The sequence below is a fragment of the Mesorhizobium sp. M0040 genome (assembly GCF_040323505.1).
GTDB lineage: Bacteria > Pseudomonadota > Alphaproteobacteria > Rhizobiales > Rhizobiaceae > Mesorhizobium.
The window spans coordinates 44,961-65,843 of record NZ_JAMYVA010000026.1 but is presented as its reverse complement, the minus strand read 5'-3'; the positions used below and the strand labels follow the sequence as shown (position 1 = coordinate 65,843).

Annotated in this window: 10 protein-coding genes; 2 read left to right on the top strand and 8 right to left on the bottom strand. The window is 64.5% G+C overall.

The annotated features are described in order from the left end of the window. Positions 1-191: 191 nt before the first annotated feature. The 8 genes from NKJ91_RS21275 to hutI form a co-directional block, all read right to left on the bottom strand. Positions 192-944 (bottom strand): heme ABC transporter permease, encoded by a 753-nt coding sequence (locus tag NKJ91_RS21275; RefSeq protein ID WP_352457147.1) that lies wholly within the window; start codon positions 942-944, stop codon positions 192-194. Between the two features lie 259 nt (positions 945-1,203). Continuing rightward, positions 1,204-2,973: a glucan ABC transporter ATP-binding protein/ permease gene (locus NKJ91_RS21270; protein ID WP_352457146.1), complete on the bottom strand. Its 1,770-nt coding sequence runs from the start codon at positions 2,971-2,973 to the stop codon at positions 1,204-1,206. 363 nt (positions 2,974-3,336) lie between these two features. Then, a complete protein-coding gene (locus NKJ91_RS21265) occupies positions 3,337-11,907 on the bottom strand; it encodes a glycoside hydrolase family 94 protein (RefSeq protein ID WP_352457145.1) in 8,571 nt (2,856 codons plus the stop codon). A gap of 267 nt (positions 11,908-12,174) precedes the next feature. Next, a complete protein-coding gene (locus tag NKJ91_RS21260) occupies positions 12,175-12,762 on the bottom strand; it encodes a HutD/Ves family protein (protein ID WP_352457144.1) in 588 nt (195 codons plus the stop codon). A gap of 8 nt (positions 12,763-12,770) precedes the next feature. Next, on the bottom strand, positions 12,771-14,441 hold the full coding sequence (gene hutU, locus NKJ91_RS21255) for a urocanate hydratase (protein ID WP_352457143.1): 1,671 nt from the start codon (positions 14,439-14,441) through the stop codon (positions 12,771-12,773). A 32-nt stretch (positions 14,442-14,473) separates the two neighbouring features. Further along, positions 14,474-15,292 carry an N-formylglutamate deformylase gene (gene hutG / locus NKJ91_RS21250; RefSeq protein ID WP_352457142.1) on the bottom strand — a complete coding sequence of 273 codons (819 nt, stop codon included), beginning with the start codon at positions 15,290-15,292 and terminating at the stop codon, positions 14,474-14,476. 484 nt (positions 15,293-15,776) lie between these two features. Beyond that, the gene (hutH, locus tag NKJ91_RS21245; protein WP_352457141.1) at positions 15,777-17,312 is read right to left on the bottom strand and encodes a histidine ammonia-lyase; all 1,536 of its coding nucleotides are present in this window, start codon (positions 17,310-17,312) and stop codon (positions 15,777-15,779) included. After that, positions 17,309-18,544, bottom strand: coding sequence for an imidazolonepropionase (hutI, locus tag NKJ91_RS21240; protein WP_352457140.1), 1,236 nt, complete (start codon positions 18,542-18,544; stop codon positions 17,309-17,311). The genes hutH and hutI overlap by 4 nt, the downstream gene beginning before the upstream one ends. A gap of 98 nt (positions 18,545-18,642) precedes the next feature. Between hutI and NKJ91_RS21235 the strand changes: the two genes are divergently transcribed. Beyond that, positions 18,643-19,995, top strand: a complete 1,353-nt coding sequence (locus NKJ91_RS21235; protein ID WP_352457139.1) for a formimidoylglutamate deiminase — start codon at positions 18,643-18,645, stop codon at positions 19,993-19,995. Beyond that, complete coding sequence (hutC, locus tag NKJ91_RS21230) at positions 19,992-20,753, top strand: histidine utilization transcriptional repressor HutC (RefSeq protein WP_352457138.1); 762 nt, start codon at positions 19,992-19,994, stop codon at positions 20,751-20,753. Before NKJ91_RS21235 ends, hutC begins: the two co-directional genes overlap by 4 nt. The last annotated feature ends 130 nt before the right edge of the window (positions 20,754-20,883 follow it).

The following is a 20,883-nucleotide window of genomic DNA, read 5'->3' as shown; positions in this document are numbered from 1 at the left end:
ACGCTGGAGGGACAGCGCCCCCCTCTGGCCTGCCGGCCATCTCCCCTCAAGGGGGGAGATCGGTAGCTTCGCCGGTAGCGCCTCTCTTTCAACATTCGCGATTGGCGAAACGATACGTGACATTCAATCTCCCCCCTTGAGGGGGAGATGTCCGGCAGGACAGAGGGGGGCGCGAAGGAACTCGACGGCGGTCAGTTAGCTTGCCTCGCGGCAACCCGGCGCATCGAAATGACCCGGCGGCGCCGGATCTCGGTGCGCATAGCCATCAGATGCAGCGCGAAGAACAGCACTGTGAAGCCGAGTGCCATCACCAGCAATGGCCACAACAGGCTTGGGTCGATGGTCGGGCCGCCGAGCCGGAACACCGACGCCGGCTGATGCAGCGTGTTCCACCAGTCGACCGAAAATTTGATGATCGGAATGTTGATGAAGCCGACCAGGGTGATGATGGCGGCGGCCCAGGCGGCACGCCCGGCATCGTCGAGCGCGCGGGTCAGCGCGATGATGCCGAGATACATCAGGAACAGGATGAAGACCGAGGTCAGCCGCGCGTCCCACACCCACCAGGTGCCCCACATCGGCTTGCCCCAGATCGAACCGGTGATCAGTGCAAGGGCGGTGAAGACGGCGCCGATAGGTGCCGCCGATTTCAGCGCCACGTCGGCCAGCGGATGGCGCCAGACCAGCGTGCCCAGTGCCGAGACTGCCATCAGCGTGTAGCACATCATGGCAAGCCAGGCGAAAGGCACGTGGATATACATGATGCGAACGGTGATGCCCTGCTGGAAGTCCTCGGGCGCCGTGAAGCTCATGTAGAGACCGACAGCGAGCATGATGGCGGCGACGCTCGCCAACCACGGCACGACCTTGTCGGCCAGCCCGACGAACCGCGTCGGGTTGGCAAGGTCCATCCAGCCGGAGAGGCGTGAAGTCGTATCGCTCATGCGGCTTTACATAGACCGCCGGCGGAGTTGCGGCAACCGCAGCGGCGGTACGTCTTCCCTTCTCCCCTTGCGGGAGAAGGTGGATCGGCGCGTAGCGTCGAGCCGGATGAGGGGTGCTGGACGGAGTGAGGCGCCAATGATCGGCGTGCGCCGAAGTCTGGATTTTGGATGAAGATTTGCGCCAAGCCGGAGCACCCTCATCCGACCTCGCTTCGCGAGGCCACCTTCTCCCGCAAGGGGAGAAGGCAAGCCGCGCTGCTCAAGCGGCTTCGTTCACCGGACGGCTGAGGCGGCGGACCTCCTCGTCGTTGAGCAGGCCGCCGGCGCGCAGCAGGCTGGCGAAGCGACCGTTGCGCAGCGACAGTTCGGTGAACCCGCCCATCTCGACCACCCGGCCCTTGTCCATGAACACGACCAGATCGGCGTCGCGAACGGTGGTCAGGCGGTGGGCGATGATGAAGGTGGTGCGGCCGCGCCGCAATTCGTCGATGGCGTCCTTGACGCGGTCTTCCGTCTCGACGTCGAGCGCGCTGGTCGCCTCGTCGAGAACCAGGATGGGCGCGTCCTTCAGCACGGCGCGGGCGATCGCGATGCGCTGGCGCTCGCCACCGGACAGCTGTCCGCCGCGTTCGCCGACGACCGTGTCGTAGCCCTCGCACTTTGACAGGATGAAATCCTGCGCGGCGGCGGCATTGGCCGCGGCATGGACCTCGTCATAGGTCGCCTCCGCACGGCCGACGCGGATGTTGTCCTCGATCGAGCGGTTGAGCAGGCCAGCGTCCTGGAACACGGTGGCGATCGAATGGCGCAGCGACTTGCGGGTCACCGTGCGGGTATCGATGCCGTCGATCAGGATGCGTCCGCCGGACGGCGTGAAGACGCGCTGCAGAAGGTTGATGAGCGTGGTCTTGCCGGCGCCCGTCGGGCCGACGATGGCGACGGTCTGGCCGGCCTGGACCTCGAACGACGCGTCGTCGACGCCCTGCCCGGAATTACCGAACTCGAAGCAGACATTCTCGAAACGCACATGACCCGTGACGTTGACGAGGTCGCGCAGCCCGTCGGGCTCGGCGGCATCGGAAGCGGAGTCTTCGAGATGATAGAATTCCTCGAGCTTGGCACGTGCTTCGGAAATCTGGTTGGCAAAAGCCGACATCTGGTCGAGCCGGGCAATCAGTAGCGTGGCAAAGCCGGTAAAGGCTATGACGTCGCCGATGCGCAACTGGCCGTGCGTCACCAGGTAGGCGCCAATCAGAAGCACCACCATCATCGAAATCGTCGACGACAGGCGATGCAGCGCGTTGGCCATTGCCCACCAGTCGAGCACGGGGTTCTGCACATCGAGCAGATTCTTGACGTAGCGCTTCAGCGCCTCGGTCTCGTGGCCGATGCGGTTGTAGCTCTGGAGGACGGCGACGTTGCTGACCGAGTCGGTCACATGCGCAAACACCTTGTGGTAGTGACGCTCCACGGCCGCCTGGCCTTCCTTGGTGCGCCGCATCACCAGCCGTCCGATGCCGACATAGAGCGCGCCAAGCGCCAGCAGCACCATCGACATGCGGATATCCATGCTGAGCGCCGTGGGCACCAGCAGAACCAACGCGACCGCTGTCGACAGGTGCTGCCGCATGAATTCGAGCCAGAGGCTGAACAGGGTCTCGACCGCCCGCAGAAGCGTGTGCAGGGAATTGGAGGTGCCGCGCTGATGATGCCAGGCAAGCGGCATGGTGATGACGCGCTCGAACGACTGGCAAAGAACCTCGCTGCGCCGCTGGTGGGCAAAGCGATCAGCGCCGCGCGCCACCAGAACGAAGGCGACGATATTGAAAGCGCCGATGCCGGCCCACATTGCGAGCGTCGCGAATACCGAGCCGCGGTCCGAAATGGCATCGATCACCCGGCCGAACATGATCGGCTCGAGAATGGCGATAATGGCAAGCGCGACATTCGCCCCGCAGATAAACGCAACGCGTTTCCTGTCGGCAGCGAGATAACCAAGGGCTCGCCAGTAGATTTGCAGAAGTGACACTTCAGCTACTCCGCCAATTATTTATGGTGCAGTGCGTCATTTTTTGACTCGTATCGGTTGACGCGTCGCAAAACAATGCTCGTCTAGCTCTTCCGTTCCCATTCCGCGAACAAAAGATGACGACGCTTCGAAATTTGCCGTGATCGTCTAACAGTTTGAGATAAAAGGTGAAATGTCAGCGTTGCGGCAAAATCATGGCAGCTGGAAAGCACTGCCACAATTTTAATCAGCAAGACCCTGGGCACGACGTCTAAAGTCGTGTGCAGGCATTCAGCAAGGTCAAACGCAAATATAACCGGTAGAGGCACTTGGAGCGCCCGTGCGTGCCCTGGGAACGCTAAGCGACGCTCCAAGCCCTTGAATCTAGGCCGGTATTCTGACGACCACCTCGGCACTATCTCCGGCTTTTGGCTCGAAGGACGAAGATTTGGTCTTCGTGCCATTCACTTCAAGTGAGATGGCCCGGGCCTTTTTGTCGCGGACGACGCGTACCTTGATCTCGGCGCCCAGCATCTTCAGAGTTGCCGAATAGCCGTCCCAATGGCTAGGAAGTCTCGGCGTGAACTGGAGGCGCTGTCCGCGGCGCTCTATGCCGAGAATGCTCTCGACCGCGGCGCGATAAAGCCAGCCCGCCGACCCGGTATACCAGGTCCAGCCGCCGCGGCCGCCCTTGTCTTGCCCGGAATAAACGTCGGCCGCGACGACATAAGGTTCCACCCGGTAGCGCTCTGCCGCGGCTTCGTCGAGCGCATGGTTGACCGGATTGAGCATTGAAAGGCAACGGTAGGCATCGTCGGTGCGACCCATCTCGGCTAGCGCAATGACGAACCATGTTGCCGCGTGCGTGTATTGGCCGCCGTTTTCACGGACCCCCGGCGGATAGCTCTTGATGTAGCCCGGGTCCTTTTCCGTCTTCGAGAAGGGCGGGGTGAACAGTTTGGCGATCTTGAGGTCGTCGTCGACGAGCGCTTTCATCGCCTGCGCCATTGCCGTGGTCGACCGCGCCGGGTCGCCCTCGCCCGAAAGCACGCTCCAGGACTGGGCGATCGAGTCGATCTTGCACTCGTCCGACTTGCGCGAGCCGAGCGGCGTGCCGTCGTCGAAGCTGCCGCGCCGATACCACTCGCCATCCCAGGCGGTGCTTTCCAGCGCCCGCTTCAGCACCTCGGCGTGCTTCGTCCAGGCCTGCACGCGCTTGGCATCGCGCTCCGCCTTGGCGACAGCGGCAAAGTCGCCCAGCGTCTTCAGCAGGAACCAGCCCAGCCACACGCTCTCGCCCTTGCCGTGCTCGCCGACGCGGTTCATGCCGTCGTTCCAGTCGCCGCCGAGGATCAGCGGCAGCCCGGCTGGGCTGCTGCGCTTGACGGCAAGATCGAGCGCCCGCGCGCAATGGTCGTAGAGCGAGGCTGTCTTCTTCGAGATTTCTGGGATGAAGAAAGCATCGTGCTCGCCTTCGCCTAGCGCCTGCCCTTCGATGAAGGGCAGTTGCTCCTTCAGGATCGCGGTGTCGCCGGTCACCAGCAGGTAGCGGGCCGTGGCGTGGGCCAGCCAGACGACGTCGTCCGAGATCATGGTGCGGACGCCGGCCTCGGTGCGCGGCAGCCACCAATGCTGCACGTCGCCTTCGGGGAATTGCCGCCGCGCCGCATTGAGTATCTGATCACGCGCCAGCTTGGGGTCATGCGCCAGCAAAGCCAAGGTATCCTGCAACTGATCGCGGAAGCCGAAGGCACCGCTCGCCTGATAGAACGCAGAGCGGGCACGGATGCGGCAGGCCAGGCTCTGATAGGGCAGCCAGTGATTGACCATAGCGTCGAGTGCCTTGTCCGGCGTCTCGACCTGGATTGTGTCGAGAAAGCCGCGCCATGTGCGCTCGTTGTCGGCCAGCCGCTGATCGAAATCCCTTGAGCGATGGGTCTGCACCAGCGCCCTGGCCGCCTCGGGCGAGGCCGCGTCGCCGAGCAGCCAGAGCAGCGTGACGTCGCCGCCGGCAGCGATGTCGATGTCGCGTGCGATGGCCGCGCAGGGATCGTCGCCGGCCTCGACACGGCCGGACAGGCCGGCGCCGCTCAGCACGGCATGCGGAAACTCGCTCGTGCCTTGCCTGCCGATGAACTCGCCGCGATCGGCGGTGACCGAATGCACAGCACCGTCGGCGGCCAGAAAGGCGATCCGCTCGCCGAAATCGAGCCCATAGGGATTTTGCGCCAGCAATGCGCCGGTTGCGGCATCCCTCGACGGAACGATGCTTGCAGCGGTGCGCGAGCGATGGCCGCCAAGAACCCATTCCGCATAGGCGTAGACGCGCAGCCGCATCGGCACCGAACCCGAATTCTGGATGCGCAGCCGCGATATCTTCACCGGATCGACGGGATCGACAACATGGGTCAGGTCCATCGACAGCGGCCCGCGTTTTGAGCGGAACGTCGAAAAACCCTGCCCGTGCCAGGTTTCGTAGGTCATTGTCGGATCACGCACCACGGCAGCCATTGGCGAGAACGCCCTGCCACTGGCATGATCGTAGATATAGATGCCCTCGCCCGGCCGGTTGGTGACCGGATCGTTCGACCATGGCGTCAACTGATAGTCGCGGCTGTTGCGGCTCCAGGTGAAGGCAGCGCCTTCAGCCGATATGTGGAACCCGAACGATGGGTTGGAGATGACGTTGATCCACGGCTGCGGCGTCGTGCGCCGGCCGGCAAGACGCACGACGTAGTGGCGTCCGTCGCCGTCGAAGCCGCCGAAACCGTTCCATTGGTCGAGCCCGCTGCCGTCGACGCGGCCCTCGATCAGTGCCTGGGCCGCAGATGCTTGCGACGTCGGCACCGGCAAGGACGGCTCGCGAAGCGCTGCAAGGTCTGCCGGCTGGAGGGCGGCGTCCCGCGCCTGCAGTGCCGCGGCCTCGGCGCGCTCGATCTGGTCGAAGATGGTGCCGTTGCGCGTATGCAGCACCACCCGAGCGACGGCGAGCAAGGTCCTGTAGGTCGTTTCCTCCATCAGATCGCGGCGCACTGCGAAGATGTGCTGGCGGGGTCCGAGTTCCTTGCCGCGCAACCGGCTGTTTTCGCACAGCGTCTCCACCGCGCGCTGCAGGTCCTGCACGTAGGATGACGCCTGCTCGTTGACGACGACAAAATCGATCATCATGCCGCGGGCGCGCATGTATTCCTGGAAGCGAAGCGCCTGGGCGACGATCTCCAGATCGGCGACATCGGCGATCCTGACCAGGAAAATCGGAAAATCGCCGGATATGCTGGTCGGCCACAGGCTGGACTGCCTGCCGAGCCCGGAGACGATGGATTCGCCCGGAAGGCGCAGGAACGGATCGGGATAGATCAGATAGCGCGCCAGCTTCTGCACATTGGCGGCGTCGGACAGGCTGAGGCCAAGGTGCCGGGTCTGCACCTGCGAGCGCGTCCAGGCGAGCATCGCCTGGCGGGCGAAGCTTTCGGGATGGTCGAGCCGTGCGATGGCGGCATCCAATTCGGCGCGATGGGTACCGACGACGGTCCAGAACGTCAGCGAAATCTTCTTGTTGGCCGGCACGCGCACCTGCCGGCGAAGCGATGCGATCGGATCCAGGGTGAAGCCGGAATGGCCCCCAAGCGTGGCGCCGGGATCAAAGGCAGCCGCTTCGGTGATGGTGCGGCCGCGGCCGATGAAGGCGCGCCTGTCGGTTTCCGCCTCGGCGTCTCGCGCCGATCCAGACGGGTCGGTGACGAAATGCACCATGGTGACGTCGGGTTCGTCCTTTTCGCGCTTGCCCCTGGTGGCGAAGATCGCGCCGTTGTTCGGCGCGATCTCGGTTTCCACGAACATCTTCGAAAAAGCCGGATGGGCATTATCCGAGGGCTCGGAGCCCAGCACCAGTTCGGCAAACGAGGTTACTTCGATATGCCGGTCGGCGGGGCCGTCATTGTGGAGCGTCACCCGTCGGCCCTCACCATTGCCTTCCGAGATGACGATGCACTCGACTTCCGAACGCAGCGATCCAATCGATTTGACGAAGCTCGCCTTGTCGTCGGAGAACAGCGTTTGCGCACGCTCGCCGGCGGCGCGCTTCGGCTCGGCGGTGGTCGACCACCAGTCTCCGTTGCTGGCGTCGCGCAGGAAAATATAGGAACCAAGGCGGTCCTCGGTCGGATCCGGCTGCCAGCGCGTGACGGCAAGTTCGCCCCAGCGGCTGTACCCGGAGCCGGTGGCGGTCACCATGACCGAATAGCGGCCATTGGACATGACACTGGTCGAGCGGAGCGCCCTGAGCGGATCGAGCACGATGCGGGTATCCGGGCTTTCCAGCTCGGTCTCGTCCTTCGAGCGCTCGTCGGCCTCGGTCCTGACGGTCGCAGTCGGGATGTCGCGCGGCGCCCTTTCCTGCAGCAGCAATTCGGCCGACTCGATCACCGGATCGCTGTGGAAGCGGTCGCGCAGGCGCCCTTCGAAGATCGCATCGGCAACTGCGGCAATCGACATGCCGGAGTGGTGGGCCATGTAGTTGAGCACGACGGCGTGGTCGGTGCCCTCGGGAACGCGTTGCGGCGTGAAATCCACCGCGTCGTAAAAACCGTGCCGGCCCAGTGCGCCCAGCCGCCTGAGCTTGGCCAGGTTCTGGACGGATTCATGCGGCGTGAACTGCGCTGCCAGCACGGTCGCGTAAGGCGCGATCACCGTGTTTTGGCCAAGGCCGCGCTTCAGGCCGAGCCCGGGCACGCCGAAATTGGTGTACTGATAGGTCAGCTCGCGGTCGCGGGCGTTGTAGGCCGCTTCCGAAATCCCCCAGGGAACGTTCTTCGAACGGCCATACTGGATCTGGCGCTTGATGATGAGCTTGCTGGTCTGGTTGAGAATGCTGCCTTGCGGCTCCTTCATCACCAGTGGCGGCATCAGATATTCGAACATCGAGCCGGACCAGGACATCAGTGCGCCCTGGAAGCCGATCTCGACGATCGGCCGGCCGAGCCGGAACCAGTGCTCGGTCGGCAAATCGCCCTTGGCGATGGCGAACAGGCTGGTCAGCCGCGCCTCGGAGGCCAAAAGATCGTAGCAGCTTTCGTCGAGCTGATGCTCCTCGACCCGGTAACCGATCGACAAGAGCTTGCGTTCGGGCCGCATCAGGAACGAGAAATCCATCTCGAAGGCGAAACGGCGCGTGCGCTCGCGCAACGTCTGAAGCTTGGCCCGCAATGCCGCGACGGCGTTTTCGTCGCTGTGCGCGTCGTGCACATGCGCCTCGCAGGTGGCTTCGAGCCTGGCCGCCCAATCGGCGATGGTGTCGCTCTGGGTCGACGCGGCCTCGGTGTGAATGGCTGTCGCGAGCTTGCGTATCTCGCCGGCCAGGACGGCCAGGTTGATGGTACGGATCGACGCCATCTCCGGCTGCGCCTTGATCAATTCGACCGCCCGCCGCATGCCGTCGAGACGGTCGGCGAGCCGCTGGCGCAAGGGCCGCAATTGACGCCGGTCGTCGGGCAGTTCCTCAAGGCTTTCGTCGAGGATGGTGACGGTGTCGAGGATGCCTTCGAAGTCGCCCTGCACATGCACCGACGGCGCTTCGGCCCATTCGGCGCAGGCAGCGGCCACGGCCACCAGATGGCCGGCGAGATTGCCGCTGTCGACCGCCGAAATGTACAGCGGGTAGAGCGGCTTCAGGGTCGTCGTGTCATACCAGTTGAAGAGATGGCCGCGGTCGCGCGGCATGCTCTCGATGGTCGACATGGTCGCGTCGATGCGGTTGACGGCGTCGGAGAGGCTGATCCAGCCGAAATCGCGTGCCGAAATCACCGACAGCAGGTAGACGCCGATATTGGTCGGCGAGGTGCGGGGCGCCACCACTGGGGCCGGGCTTTCCTGGAAATTATCCGGCGGCAGATTGTGATGCTCGGCCGTCACGAAGGTCTCGAAATAGTGCCATGTACGCCGCGCCACGGTGCGCAGCGCGTGGATGTCGGCGGCCGATATGCGCAGGCGGTCCTCGGTTTCGGCCGAACGGCTGATCCAGCAGGCGATGGCGGGCGCGCCGATCCAGAACAAGGCAAAGAAGAAGGCGACGAAGGCGCCGGTGGAATCGGCCAGCACCGGGACGGCGAGGCCGACGACGCCTATGATCACCGCGCCGTACATGATGCTGTAGTAGGAGCCGAGATCGTTGTCGCCGCCCTTGTGTGCCTGCGAGGCGGTGCGCCATTCGAGCAGGTTCTGGCGGCTGACGAACAGGCGGTAGAGCGTGCGGATGATCGCGTCGCCCATCATCCAGGCAACATGCGCCATCAGCACGATCTTCAGCGCCACCAGGGCAGTGCCGAAGGCAACGTCGCGTGCCAGTGCCGAGAAATGGCCCCGCGGCGTCTGGTCGCCGCTCTTCGGCAGGATGGCGTCGACGATGTCGAAAGTGGGCGCCATGAACAGCGTGAGGATCAGCAGCGCCTGCCATTGGGCGGCCTGCGTGAAGGGCAGCAGCGTCCAGCCGGCGATCGCGGCCATCACCCAGAAGATCGGCGTCACCGAGCGGCGCAGATTGTCCACCATCTTCCAGCGCGACAGCGCCGGCACGTTTGAGCGTGGGCCAAGAATGAAGCCCAGAAGCTGCCAGTCGCCGCGTGCCCAGCGATGGTGGCGCGACGCGTCGACCGAATAGCGGGTCGGATAGTCCTCGACCAGTTCGACGTCGGTGACCAAGGCCGAGCGCGCCAGGGCGCCTTCGAGCAGATCATGGCTGAGGATGGTGTTTTCCTCGATGCGGCCCTTCAGCGCCGCCTCGAAGGCGTCGACATGGTAGAGACCCTTGCCGGTGAAGGAACCGTCGCCGAAGATGTCCTGGTAGAGATCCGACACGGCAAAGACGTACGGATCGAGCCCGCGATTGGCGGAAAAGACACGCTGAAAGAACGATGCCTCGTCGCCACTGGTCAGCGACGCGGTGATACGCGGCTGCAGGATGGAATAACCTGCCGTAACCTCGCGCCGTGCGACATCGAAATGCGGACGGTTGAGCGGGTGGCAAAGCTTGCCGGCCAGCGCAGCGACGGCGTCGCGGGTGGTACGGGTGTCGGCGTCCAGCGTCATCACGTGGACGACGCTCTCCGGCAATGGCACTTCCAACGGCAGGAAGGTGGTGTCGCTGTCCCCGCGCAGCAGAAGGTTCAATTCGTGCAGCTTGCCGCGCTTGCGCTCCCAGCCCATCCAGACGCCTTGCGATGCGTTGTAGAGCCGGCGCCGATGCAGCAGATAAAAGCGCGGCGCCCCTTCCGAGGGATAGCGGGCGTTCAGCCTGGCGATTTCGGCGCGGGCGAATTCGAGGATTTCGACATCCGCCGTATCGATCTCGGTCTTCGAGTCCGGCCAGTCGGAAAGCAGCGCGAAATAGACTTCGCCCGCCGTGTTGGCGAGGTGATGCACCTCGATGTTGCGGATGTTCTCCTCGACATCGTCGCGCGAGCCGATCAGCGACGGCACCACCACCAGCGTGCGCGCCTCGGGCGGCACACCGTGCCTGAAATCATAGCCGATGAGACGCGTCGGCTTCAAAAACAGCGAGACGACGGTGTTGAAGAATGCGAGCGCGCCTTCGCTGGCCGGCACCGCGAACAGGGCCAGCATCAGGACGATCGACGGCACCGACAGGCCGAGATTGGCAAGCGCATTGCCGGAAACGACCAGAAGCAGGACCGTCAGCGCAAACACCGGCACGACGATGCCCAGCCATCCGGTCTTGCGGAAGGTCCGGTTGAGCGCCTTGCCGATGGTCGGCCGGTAGCCGATCGACCGCTCGAGCTCCTGCCGGCGCGGGCCGACCAGAAAGAAGCCGACGTCGGTGTGAGCGATCGGACCGCTTTCGGAGCCCGGTGCATCGGCAGCATGGCCGGCGAGCTCGATCGCCCTTTCGGCAACGCGAAATTCGGAGAGATCGGAACGGCGCGCCAGCTCCTCGATCGCAGTCCGGTATTGGTCGCGCGAAAAGAAATCGAGCGCGGCGAAATCGGTGCGTTCGCGCAGCAAGGTGTCGATGCGGCTGACGCCCTCGAACCACACCGTCCAGTCGATGTCGTTGATCAGGCGCAGGCCGCGGATGATGTTGCCGGTGGTCACGTTGCCGCTGGACAGCGTGTGGTGCTCGCTGAGGATGATCTCCTCGGCGTCGGAGCCGGTCCTTTCCAGCTCGCCCTCCAGCCATTCCAGCGCCCTGCCGGCATTTTGCGAGCCGTCACGCAGCCGGTAGAGCAACTGGGTGGCGAAGGTGGTGTCCTGCGCATGGGCGCTGTAGTGGGAAAGTATCGCCTGCCGGTCGGCGCTGTCGTCCGTCGCCAGCACACGATCGGCGACCTCGTTGGCGATCTGGCGCAGTTCCCGCGTGCGATTGACGCGGACCGCGATCCGGCGAAGGTTCTCGATCAGGACGAAGCGCAGCAGCGATGGCAGCGCCCATAATTCGCCAATCTTCAGCGGCTCGATGGACTGGAAGCCTTCGACAATCGCCTTGAACATGGCCGACGAGACGGAACTGTCGGAATGCGCGACATAGGTCCACGCGACCGCCAGTGCGCGCGGCACGCTGGATCCATCCGACAGTTTCAGCGTCGGCAACTGGCGGTAGAAGCGGCGCGGCAGGTCGCGCTTGACCTGAAAAATGGTCTCCTCGACCAGGTAGTTGTTGTCGAGCAGCCACTGCGCCGCGGGCGTGATCGTTTCGCCCCTCGCCTGGGCAGCGTTGGTGGAACGGTAGACATCGAGAATTTTCCTGGCACTGTCGCGGATGCGCGCCTGAAAATCGAAAGGCGTCAGACCGAACAAGTCCTTGGCGTCGCCATTGGCAAGGGCTGCGCCCAAAGCGCGCAGCCGATCTTCCGGCAGGAAATTGGAGCGTATCGGCACGTCGGTGACAGCCGGGAAGCTGGCGCTCGTCTTTTCGATCTGTGCGAGATTGGTCTGGATATTCATCTAAGGTTCCGTGTTGGGGACGCAGTGCGGCGTCACCGCCACGGCAATGTCCCTAAAACCGGTCCAAATGCAATTGGTTGCATCGCAACACTTGGCCGAAAGTTTGTTTCCGCACCACGACAAGATGCCGTCTTTCGACAACTTCCAGGCGGGCACTATGAGCATCGTTTCGGCTTCTGATCGGCGGAAGATTCAGGCTTTTTCGTGATGCAGCGACCAGCTTACGCGATATTTGGCCGGCGTCACGATCATGTTTGGAAACAGACGTTAATCGTTGCCGGCAATGCGGTCGATGCGGATCACGAACAGCATGGCCGGCCGGACCGGATCCAGGCGCAGTTCCGGCGCTTGCGCCCCGAGCAACAGCGCGTCGAGCGGCCCAAGTTGCATGGGCGCCGCGCCGGCCACGCTGAGTTCGCCGTCGACGCACAGGATGAGTGTTTCATCGGCTTCGGCCTGGATCTCCGTCGGAGCCGAAATCAGCAGGCGCTCGACCGTGTGGATCGCCCGGTCGCGGCGGGTCATGACGTTGAGGTCGGTGATCGGACCGGCGATCAGCGTGGCTTGCGTCGGCACGTCGGCCGGAAAGGCAAGCGGTGCGGAAGTCTTGATGATTTCGACCGGTAGCCGGCCGGCGATGTCGAGGATCATGCCCTCGCCTTCCAGCAACGCCAAGGTCCGGTCGACGCCGGCAAATCCGGAAAATGGGCCGCCGCCCTCGACCAGCGCCATCGAGACGCGCCAGTCGAAATCGTCGAGCCCGGCACCTGCCGGCGAGACGGCAATCTCCGTCGTCACCCCGCCGCCGTTCTTCCACGGCATCGACCGGTATTCGGCTGCCCGAAGGATGCGCAAGGCGCGGCTCAGCCCAAAATGCCGGGCAGATTGAGCTGGTTCTCCCGGGCGCACTCGATCGCGATGTCATAGCCGGCATCGGCGTGGCGCATGACGCCGGTCGCCGGATCGTTCCACAGAACTCGCTCCAGGCGCTTGGCCGCCTCGGGCGTGCCGTCGGCGACGATGACCATGCCGGCATGCTGCGAAAAGCCCATGCCGACGCCGCCGCCATGGTGCAGCGACACCCAGGTGGCGCCGGACGCTGTGTTGAGCAAGGCATTGAGCAACGGCCAGTCGGAGACGGCATCGGAGCCGTCCTTCATCGCCTCCGTCTCGCGGTTCGGCGAGGCGACCGAGCCGGAATCGAGGTGATCGCGGCCGATGACCACCGGCGCCTTCAGTTCGCCCCTGGCGACCATCTCGTTGAAGGCGAGGCCGAGCCGGTGGCGATCGCCAAGCCCAACCCAGCAGATGCGCGCCGGCAGGCCCTGGAAGGCGATGCGCTCACGCGCCATGTCGAGCCAGTTGTGCAGATGGGTGTTGCCGGGGGTCAGCTCGCGCACCTTGGCGTCGGTCTTGTAGATATCCTCGGGATCGCCGGAAAGCGCTGCCCAGCGGAACGGGCCGATGCCGCGGCAAAACAGCGGACGGATATAAGCCGGCACGAAACCCGGGAAGGCAAAAGCATTCTCGAACCCCTCCTCCTTCGCCACCTGGCGGATGTTGTTGCCGTAGTCGAGCGTCGGCACGCCGGCATTCCAGAACGCCACCATCGCCTCGACATGCTCGCGCATCGACGCGCGGGCAGCTCTTTCAACCGCCTTCGGGTCGCTGGTGCGCTTCTCGCGCCACTCGGCCAGCGACCAGCCCTTGGGCAGATAGCCATTGAGCGGGTCATGCGCCGAGGTCTGGTCGGTGACGATGTCAGGGCGCACGCCGCGCCGCACCAGTTCCGGCAGGATGTCGGCGGCGTTGCCGACCAGGCCAACCGATTTCGCCTCACCGGCTTTGGTCCAGCGCTCGATCTTTTCCAAGGCCTCGTCGAGCGTGTCGGCGCGCTCATCGACATAGCGGGTGCGCAGCCGGAAATCGATGCGGTCGGGATCGCATTCGACGGCCAGGCAGCAGGCGCCGGCCATGACCGCGGCGAGCGGCTGGGCACCGCCCATGCCGCCGAGACCGCCGGTCAGGATCCACTTGCCCCTGAGATTGCCGCCATAATGCTGGCGGCCGGCCTCGACGAAGGTCTCGTAGGTGCCCTGCACGATGCCTTGCGTGCCGATGTAGATCCACGAGCCGGCCGTCATCTGGCCGTACATCATCAGGCCCTTTCTATCGAGCTCGTTGAATTTCTCCCATGTCGCCCAGTGCGGCACCAGGTTGGAATTGGCGATCAGCACGCGCGGGGCGTCAGGATGAGTGCGGAACACGCCGACCGGCTTGCCCGATTGCACCAACAACGTCTCGTCGTCGCCAAGCGTCTTCAGCGAGGCAACGATGCGGTCGAAATCGTTCCAGGTGCGCGCCGCCCGGCCGATGCCGCCATAGACGACCAACTCGTTGGGGTTTTCGGCGACGTCTGGGTCGAGATTGTTCATCAGCATGCGCAACGGCGCTTCCGTCAGCCAGGTGCGGGCGTTGAGCTCGCTGCCGCGCGGGCTGCGCACTTCACGGATGTTGTGGCGAGGATCGGTCATGATTGTCCCTTTCGAGTGAGGTGCACCGCGCGTCAGCGTTCGGCCCAGGCGATCGCGGTTTCCAGGATCTTCTTCAGCGTGACGCGGATCGGCGCCGCGAATTCGGCCTCGTAAGGCACCGGCCAGTTAGCCGGTTCGCCCTTGCCTTCGGGCTCGCGCATATAGCCGCGGTTGGAGAGTTCCATCTGCAGCGCGTGGACGCCGGCTTGCGGCTGGCCGAAATGGCGCGTGATCCAGCCGCCCTTGAAGCGGCCGTTGACGACGTAGCTCTCGCCGGTTTCGGCGAGGATCTGGCCAACCGTCGCTTGCAGCGTCGGATCGGCGCTCTTGCCGTCATTGGTGCCGAGATTGAAGACCGGCAATTTGCCTTCGAAAAGGCGCGGCAGCACCGAGCGGATCGAATGGCAGTCATAGACGACGACCTTCCCATGCAAAGCGCGCAGCCTGTCGATCTCGGCCTGCAGAGCGGCATGATAGGGTACGAAGAACTTCTCGCGGCGTTCGTCGATCTCCGACGGTCCCGGCTCTTCACCCTTGCGGTAGAGCTGATCGCCGTCAAAGGTCTCTGTCGGGCAGAGCCCAGTCGTCGTCTGGCCGGGATAGAGCGAAACGCCGGACGGATCACGGTTGACGTCGATAACGGTGCGCGAAATCGCCGTGCGGATGACGCTGGCGCCAAGATCAGCCGCAAAATCGTAGAGTTGCTCGATCCACCAGTCGGTGTCGCGGCGTGCGAGCCACGGCGAAACAAACCGATTTTCCAGGCCAGCCAGATCCGTGCCCGTATGCGGCAAGCTGACAAGCAGCGGCTTGGATCCTTCATGGACGGTAAGCCAGTCGCGCTCGTTCATGAAAAGTCTCCTTGCACTGGAGCTCTACGGCGCCCCCCTCTGTCCTGCCAGACATCTCCCCCACGCGGGGGGAGATTGGATGTCGCTTCGGCTTTCGCCAATCTCCAACGCTGAAGAAAAGGCGTTGTCGGTGAAACTGCCAATCTCCCCCCAAGTGGGGGAGATGTCCGGCAGGACAGAGGGGGGCGCGAAGGAACGCGACCTTGCAATCGTCCGTGAACACCGACCTCGCTTTTTGCCGGTCGGAACGCATTTTGTTCTTGCTTTGTGCCGGCAGCTATGCTACTAATTTGCGTATGGTGCTGATTCGGCCCGACGACCCGCCTTTGAGGCGGGTTTTTTGTTTCTGGATTTGAAAGTTTCGGTGTTGCCGGGCTGAGGTTGGCGGGACAGCGCCCCCCTCTGTCCTGCCGGACTGTCCGACAGGACAGAGGGGGGCGCGACTGAACACGACCCATGCCGGCGTAACGCAGCGACGACGGCCTCACGACGTCACCCCCGGCAGCCTTACCGCGCTTGCCGCTTCGATCGCCGCGCCGCTGCGTATCATGGCGATGGCCTTCTCCATGTCGGGGTGGAAGTGCCGGTCGTTGTCGAGATGCGGCACCTCTGCCCTGACCAGCCGGCGCACCGCCTCCAGTGCCGCGCTCGAGGCCAGCGGTGCGTGGAAATCGCAGCCTTGCGCGGCGGCCAGCAATTCGATGCCGATGACGGCCGTCGCATTCTCGACCATACCGATGAGGCGGCGCGCGCCATGCGCCGCCATCGAGACGTGGTCTTCCTGGTTGGCCGAGGTCGGGATCGAATCGACGCTGGCCGGATAGGCCTTTTGCTTGTTTTCAGAAACCAGTGCTGCCGCCGTGACCTGAGGGATCATGAAACCGGAATTCAGACCCGGCTTGGGCGTCAGAAAGGCCGGCATGCCCGACAGCGCCGGATCGACCAGCATGGCGATGCGCCGCTCCGACAGCGAGCCGATCTCGCAGACGGCGAGTGCGATCATGTCGGCGGCGAAGGCGACCGGCTCGGCATGGAAATTGCCGCCCGAAAGTGCCGAGTCGTCCTCGGCAAAGATCAGCGGATTGTCGGTGACGCCGTTGGCCTCGGTGCCGAGCGTCTCGGCGGCCTTGCGGAGCACGTCGAGTGCTGCGCCCATCACCTGCGGCTGGCAGCGTAGGCAATACGGATCCTGCACGCGCTCGTCGCCGACGCGGTGCGATTCACGGATGGCGCTGCCGGCCATCAAATTGCGCAACGCCTCGGCCGTCTCGATCTGGCCGCGATGTTTCCTGAGCAGATGGATGCGTGGATCGAACGGAGCGTCGGAGCCCTTGGCGGCATCGGTCGACAGCGCGCCGGCGACCAGTGCCGACTGGTAGAGCACTTCCGCCTCGAACAAAGCGGCAAGCGCATAGGCGGTCGAAAACTGGGTGCCGTTGAGCAGCGCCAGGCCTTCCTTGGCGCCTAGTGTCACCGGCTCCAACCCATGCGAAACGAAGGCGACCTTGGCGGGAAAGCGGCCATGCGGGGTAAAGCACTCGCCGACGCCGATCATCACGGCGGTCATGTGCGACAGCGGCGCAAGGTCGCCGGAAGCGCCGACCGAGCCTTGCGCCGGCACCACGGGGATAACGTCGTTGGCCAGCATCGCCTCGATCAGTTCGATCGTCCGCGGCCGCACGCCGGAGGCGCCCTGTGCCAGGCTGGCCAGCTTCAGCGCCATCATCAGCCGGCAGATTGCGACGGGCATCGGCTCGCCGACGCCGGCGGCATGAGACAGCACGATGTTTCGCTGCAACGTTTCCAGATCGGCGGCGGGGATGCGGACGCTGGCCAGCTTGCCGAAGCCGGTATTGATGCCATAGACCGGCTCGCCCTTGGCAACGATCCTGGCGACGGCCTCGGCGCTGGCCTTGATCTTCGGCCGGCAGGCATCGTCGAGCCTCAGTGCGGCGCCGCGATAGATGGCGCGCCAATCGGCCAGCGTGGCATTGCCCGGCCTTAGCTTGAGTTCGGTCATTGTCCCCTCCAGATGCGGGCATGCAGCGGGTTGAAGCCCATGCGGTAGACGAGTTCGGCCGGGCGCTCGACGTTCCAGATCGCCAGATCGGCGGATTTTCCGGCCTCCAGCGTGCCGGTCTGTCCAAGCAGCCCGAGCGCGCGGGCAGCCTCGCGGGTAACGCCGGCAATGCATTCATCGACGGTCAGGCCAAACAATGTCGCGGCCATGTTCATGGTCAGCAGCAGCGAGGTCAGCGGCGACGTGCCGGGATTGTTATCGGTGGCAACGGCCATCCTGACGCCATGCTGGCGAAACAAGGCGATCGGCGGCTTCTTGGTCTCGCGGATGAAGTAGTAGGCGCCGGGCAGGATGGTCGCCAAGGTTCCGGCCTTCGCCATCGCCGCCGCACCGGCCTCGTCGGTGTATTCGAGGTGGTCGGCCGATAGCGCACCATAGCGCGCCGCAAGTTCGGCGCCGTGCAGATTGGACAGCTGGTCCGCATGGAGCTTGACCGGCAGGCCCGCCGCCTTCGCGGCATCGAACACGCGGGCGATCTGCTCCGGCCAAAAGGCAATGCCTTCGCAAAAACCGTCGACGGCATCGGCCAGGCCCTCGGCAGCGACGGCCGGCAAAATCTGCTTTGCAACAAGATCGATAAAGGCGTCCTTGTCACCTTTTGCTTCGGGCGGCAGCGCATGAGCGCCGAGGAAAGTGGTCCTGACTGTCACCGGCCGCTCACCGCCCAGCCGTCGTGCGGCGCGCAGCGACTTCTTCTCGTTTTCGAGGTCGAGACCGTAGCCGGATTTAATCTCGACGGTGGTGACGCCTTCGGCAATCAGCGCATCGAGGCGCGGCAGCGACTGGCCGACCAGTTCGTCCTCGCTCGCCGCGCGCAACGCCTTGACCGACGAGACGATGCCGCCGCCGGCCTTGGCAACCTCCTCATAGCTGGCGCCGGCCAGCCGCATCTCGAATTCATTGGCACGGTTGCCGGCGTGGACCAGATGGGTGTGGCAGTCGATGAGGCCGGGCGTAATCCAGCGGCCTTCGCAGTCGGTCGCCTCGGCGCCCTCGCGGAGAGCCGCCGGCATGTCGACTTCCGGCCCGGCATAGACGATCCGGCCGTTGCGCACGGCGACCGCACCGTGCTCGACGACGCCTGACCCGGCGCTGCTTTCGGCCATGGTCGCGAGGCGCGCATTGCGCCAGAGGCGAAGCTCTCCTGCCCGGCTTTTGCTCTCTGCAGCCATCATCTTTTCCGTTTCAATAGGTGACGATTATGTATATACATATGAAAAGGCACTGCAAGCGCTATCATCGCACGGCAGACCGGGATTTGGAGAAAAACGTGACAGGAATCTTTGCGGAACAGGCGCTTCTGCCCGACGGCTGGCACAGCAATGTGCGGATCGTCATCTCCGACGGCAGGATCGCCACGGTCAAGGCGAATACCTCGCTCCTGCCTGGCGACGAGCGCCGTGCCATCCTGCTATCAGGGATGCCGAACCTGCACAGCCATGCCTTCCAGCGCGGCATGGCCGGCCTTGCCGAATTGCGGGGCCCTTCCGCCGACAGTTTCTGGAGCTGGCGCGAGGTGATGTACCGTTTCGCGCTGTCGATGACGCCGGACCAAGTCGAGGCGGTCGCGGCCCAGCTCTATGTCGAGATGCTGGAGGCCGGGTTCTCGCGCGTCGGCGAGTTTCACTATCTCCACCACGACCATGACGGCCGGCCCTATGCCAACATCGCCGAGATGGCGGAGCGCATTGTTGCTGCAGCGTCCGAGACAGGCATCGGGCTGACTTTGCTGCCGGTGTTCTACGCGCATTCCTCTTTCGGCGGCGCTGCGCCAAATGAAGGCCAGCGCCGGTTCATCAACGATGTGAACCAGTTCTCGCGGCTTGTTGAGAAATGCCGCGAATCCATTCGCGCGCTGAATCAAGGCGTCGTGGGCGTCGCCCCGCACAGCCTGCGTGCCGTGACACCGGAGGAACTGGAAAACATCACGGTGATGGCGCCGGAGGGGCCTATCCACATCCACATCGCCGAGCAGATGAAGGAGGTCGAGGACTGCCTTGCCTGGTCCGGCGCGCGGCCGGTCGAATGGCTGCTTGCCAACGCCAAGGTCGACCAGCGCTGGTGCCTCATCCACGCCACCCACATGACCGACACCGAGACGACCGATTTGGCGAACAGCGGCGCCGTTGCCGGTCTCTGCCCGATCACCGAGGCCAATCTCGGCGACGGCACCTTTGCCGCGTCCTTGTTCATGCAGCATGGCGGCCGCTTCGGCATCGGCTCGGATTCAAACGTACTGATCGGCCTGCCGGACGAGTTGCGGCAGCTCGAATATTCGCAGCGCCTCGCCCACCGCGCCCGCAACGTGCTGGCGGTGGCCGGTGGCTCGACCGGCCGTGCTTTGTTCGATGCAGCGCTCGATGGCGGCAGTGCCGCGTTGGGCGCCGGCCTCTCGCAGATCGCAGCAGGTGCCTCGGCCGATTTCGTCTCGCTCGACGGCAAGCATCCATCGCTGGCCGGCAAGACGGGCGATGCAATCCTCGACGCCTGGATTTTTGCCAACGGCACCAAGATCGATTGCGTCTGGGTGCATGGCAAGAAACTGGTCAGCGGCGGCATGCATGCCAGGCGCGATGTTATCGCCGAGCGCTTCCGCAAGGTCATGACGGCGCTTTCGGCATGAGCATGATCGGGACAATAAGCGCGGATTCTGGAAGCGCGGACGGCGGCGAGGTTCTTTCGCTGCACCAGCGCATCCTGTCGGACATCAGCGAACGGATCCTGTCGGGTGCCTGGGCGCCCGGCCACCGCATTCCGTTCGAGCATGAACTGACGGCCGAATACAATTGTTCGCGCATGACAGTAAACAAGGCGCTGTCGCAACTGGCCAAGGCCGGGCTGATCGAGCGCCGGCGTCGCTCCGGCAGTTTTGTCCGCCGGCCGCAGTCGCAGGCAGCCGTTCTCGAAATCCACGACATCCGGATCGAGGTCGAGGCACTTGGCCTGCCCTACCGCTATGAGCGCATGGCGCGAAACAGAAGGCGCAGCAGCGCCGACGACCGCGCCCTGCTGGAACTCGACGTCGCCGGGCCGGTGCTGGTGCTGGAATGCCGGCATTTCGCCGGCAAGCGGCCGTTCGCCCACGAGCAGCGGCTGATCAACCTGGCTGCCGTGCCGGAGGCCGCCGAAGAGGCGTTTTTCGACACCGCGCCCGGTCCGTGGCTGATCGGCCGTGTGCCGTGGAGTGCGGCCGAGCATCGCATCCGCGCGGTTGCCGCCGAAAAGCACGTAGCGGCGGCACTCGACATCGCGACGGGCGCGCCGTGCCTGGTGATCGAGCGGCGGACATGGAGCGCCGAGCACCCCGTCACCCATGTCCGCTTCACCTATGCGGCAGAGAACCACACGCTGGTGGCGCGGTTCACGCCGTCGCAGGGGTAAACCCTCCCCCTTGAGGGGAGGGTCGCGGAGCAAATTGCCGCGTGGCGGCATTTTGTGACGCGGGGTGGGGTCGGTGCAACCTCGCCGACCCCACCCCGTCTCGCAGTCTCCGCTTCGCTCCGACTACTCG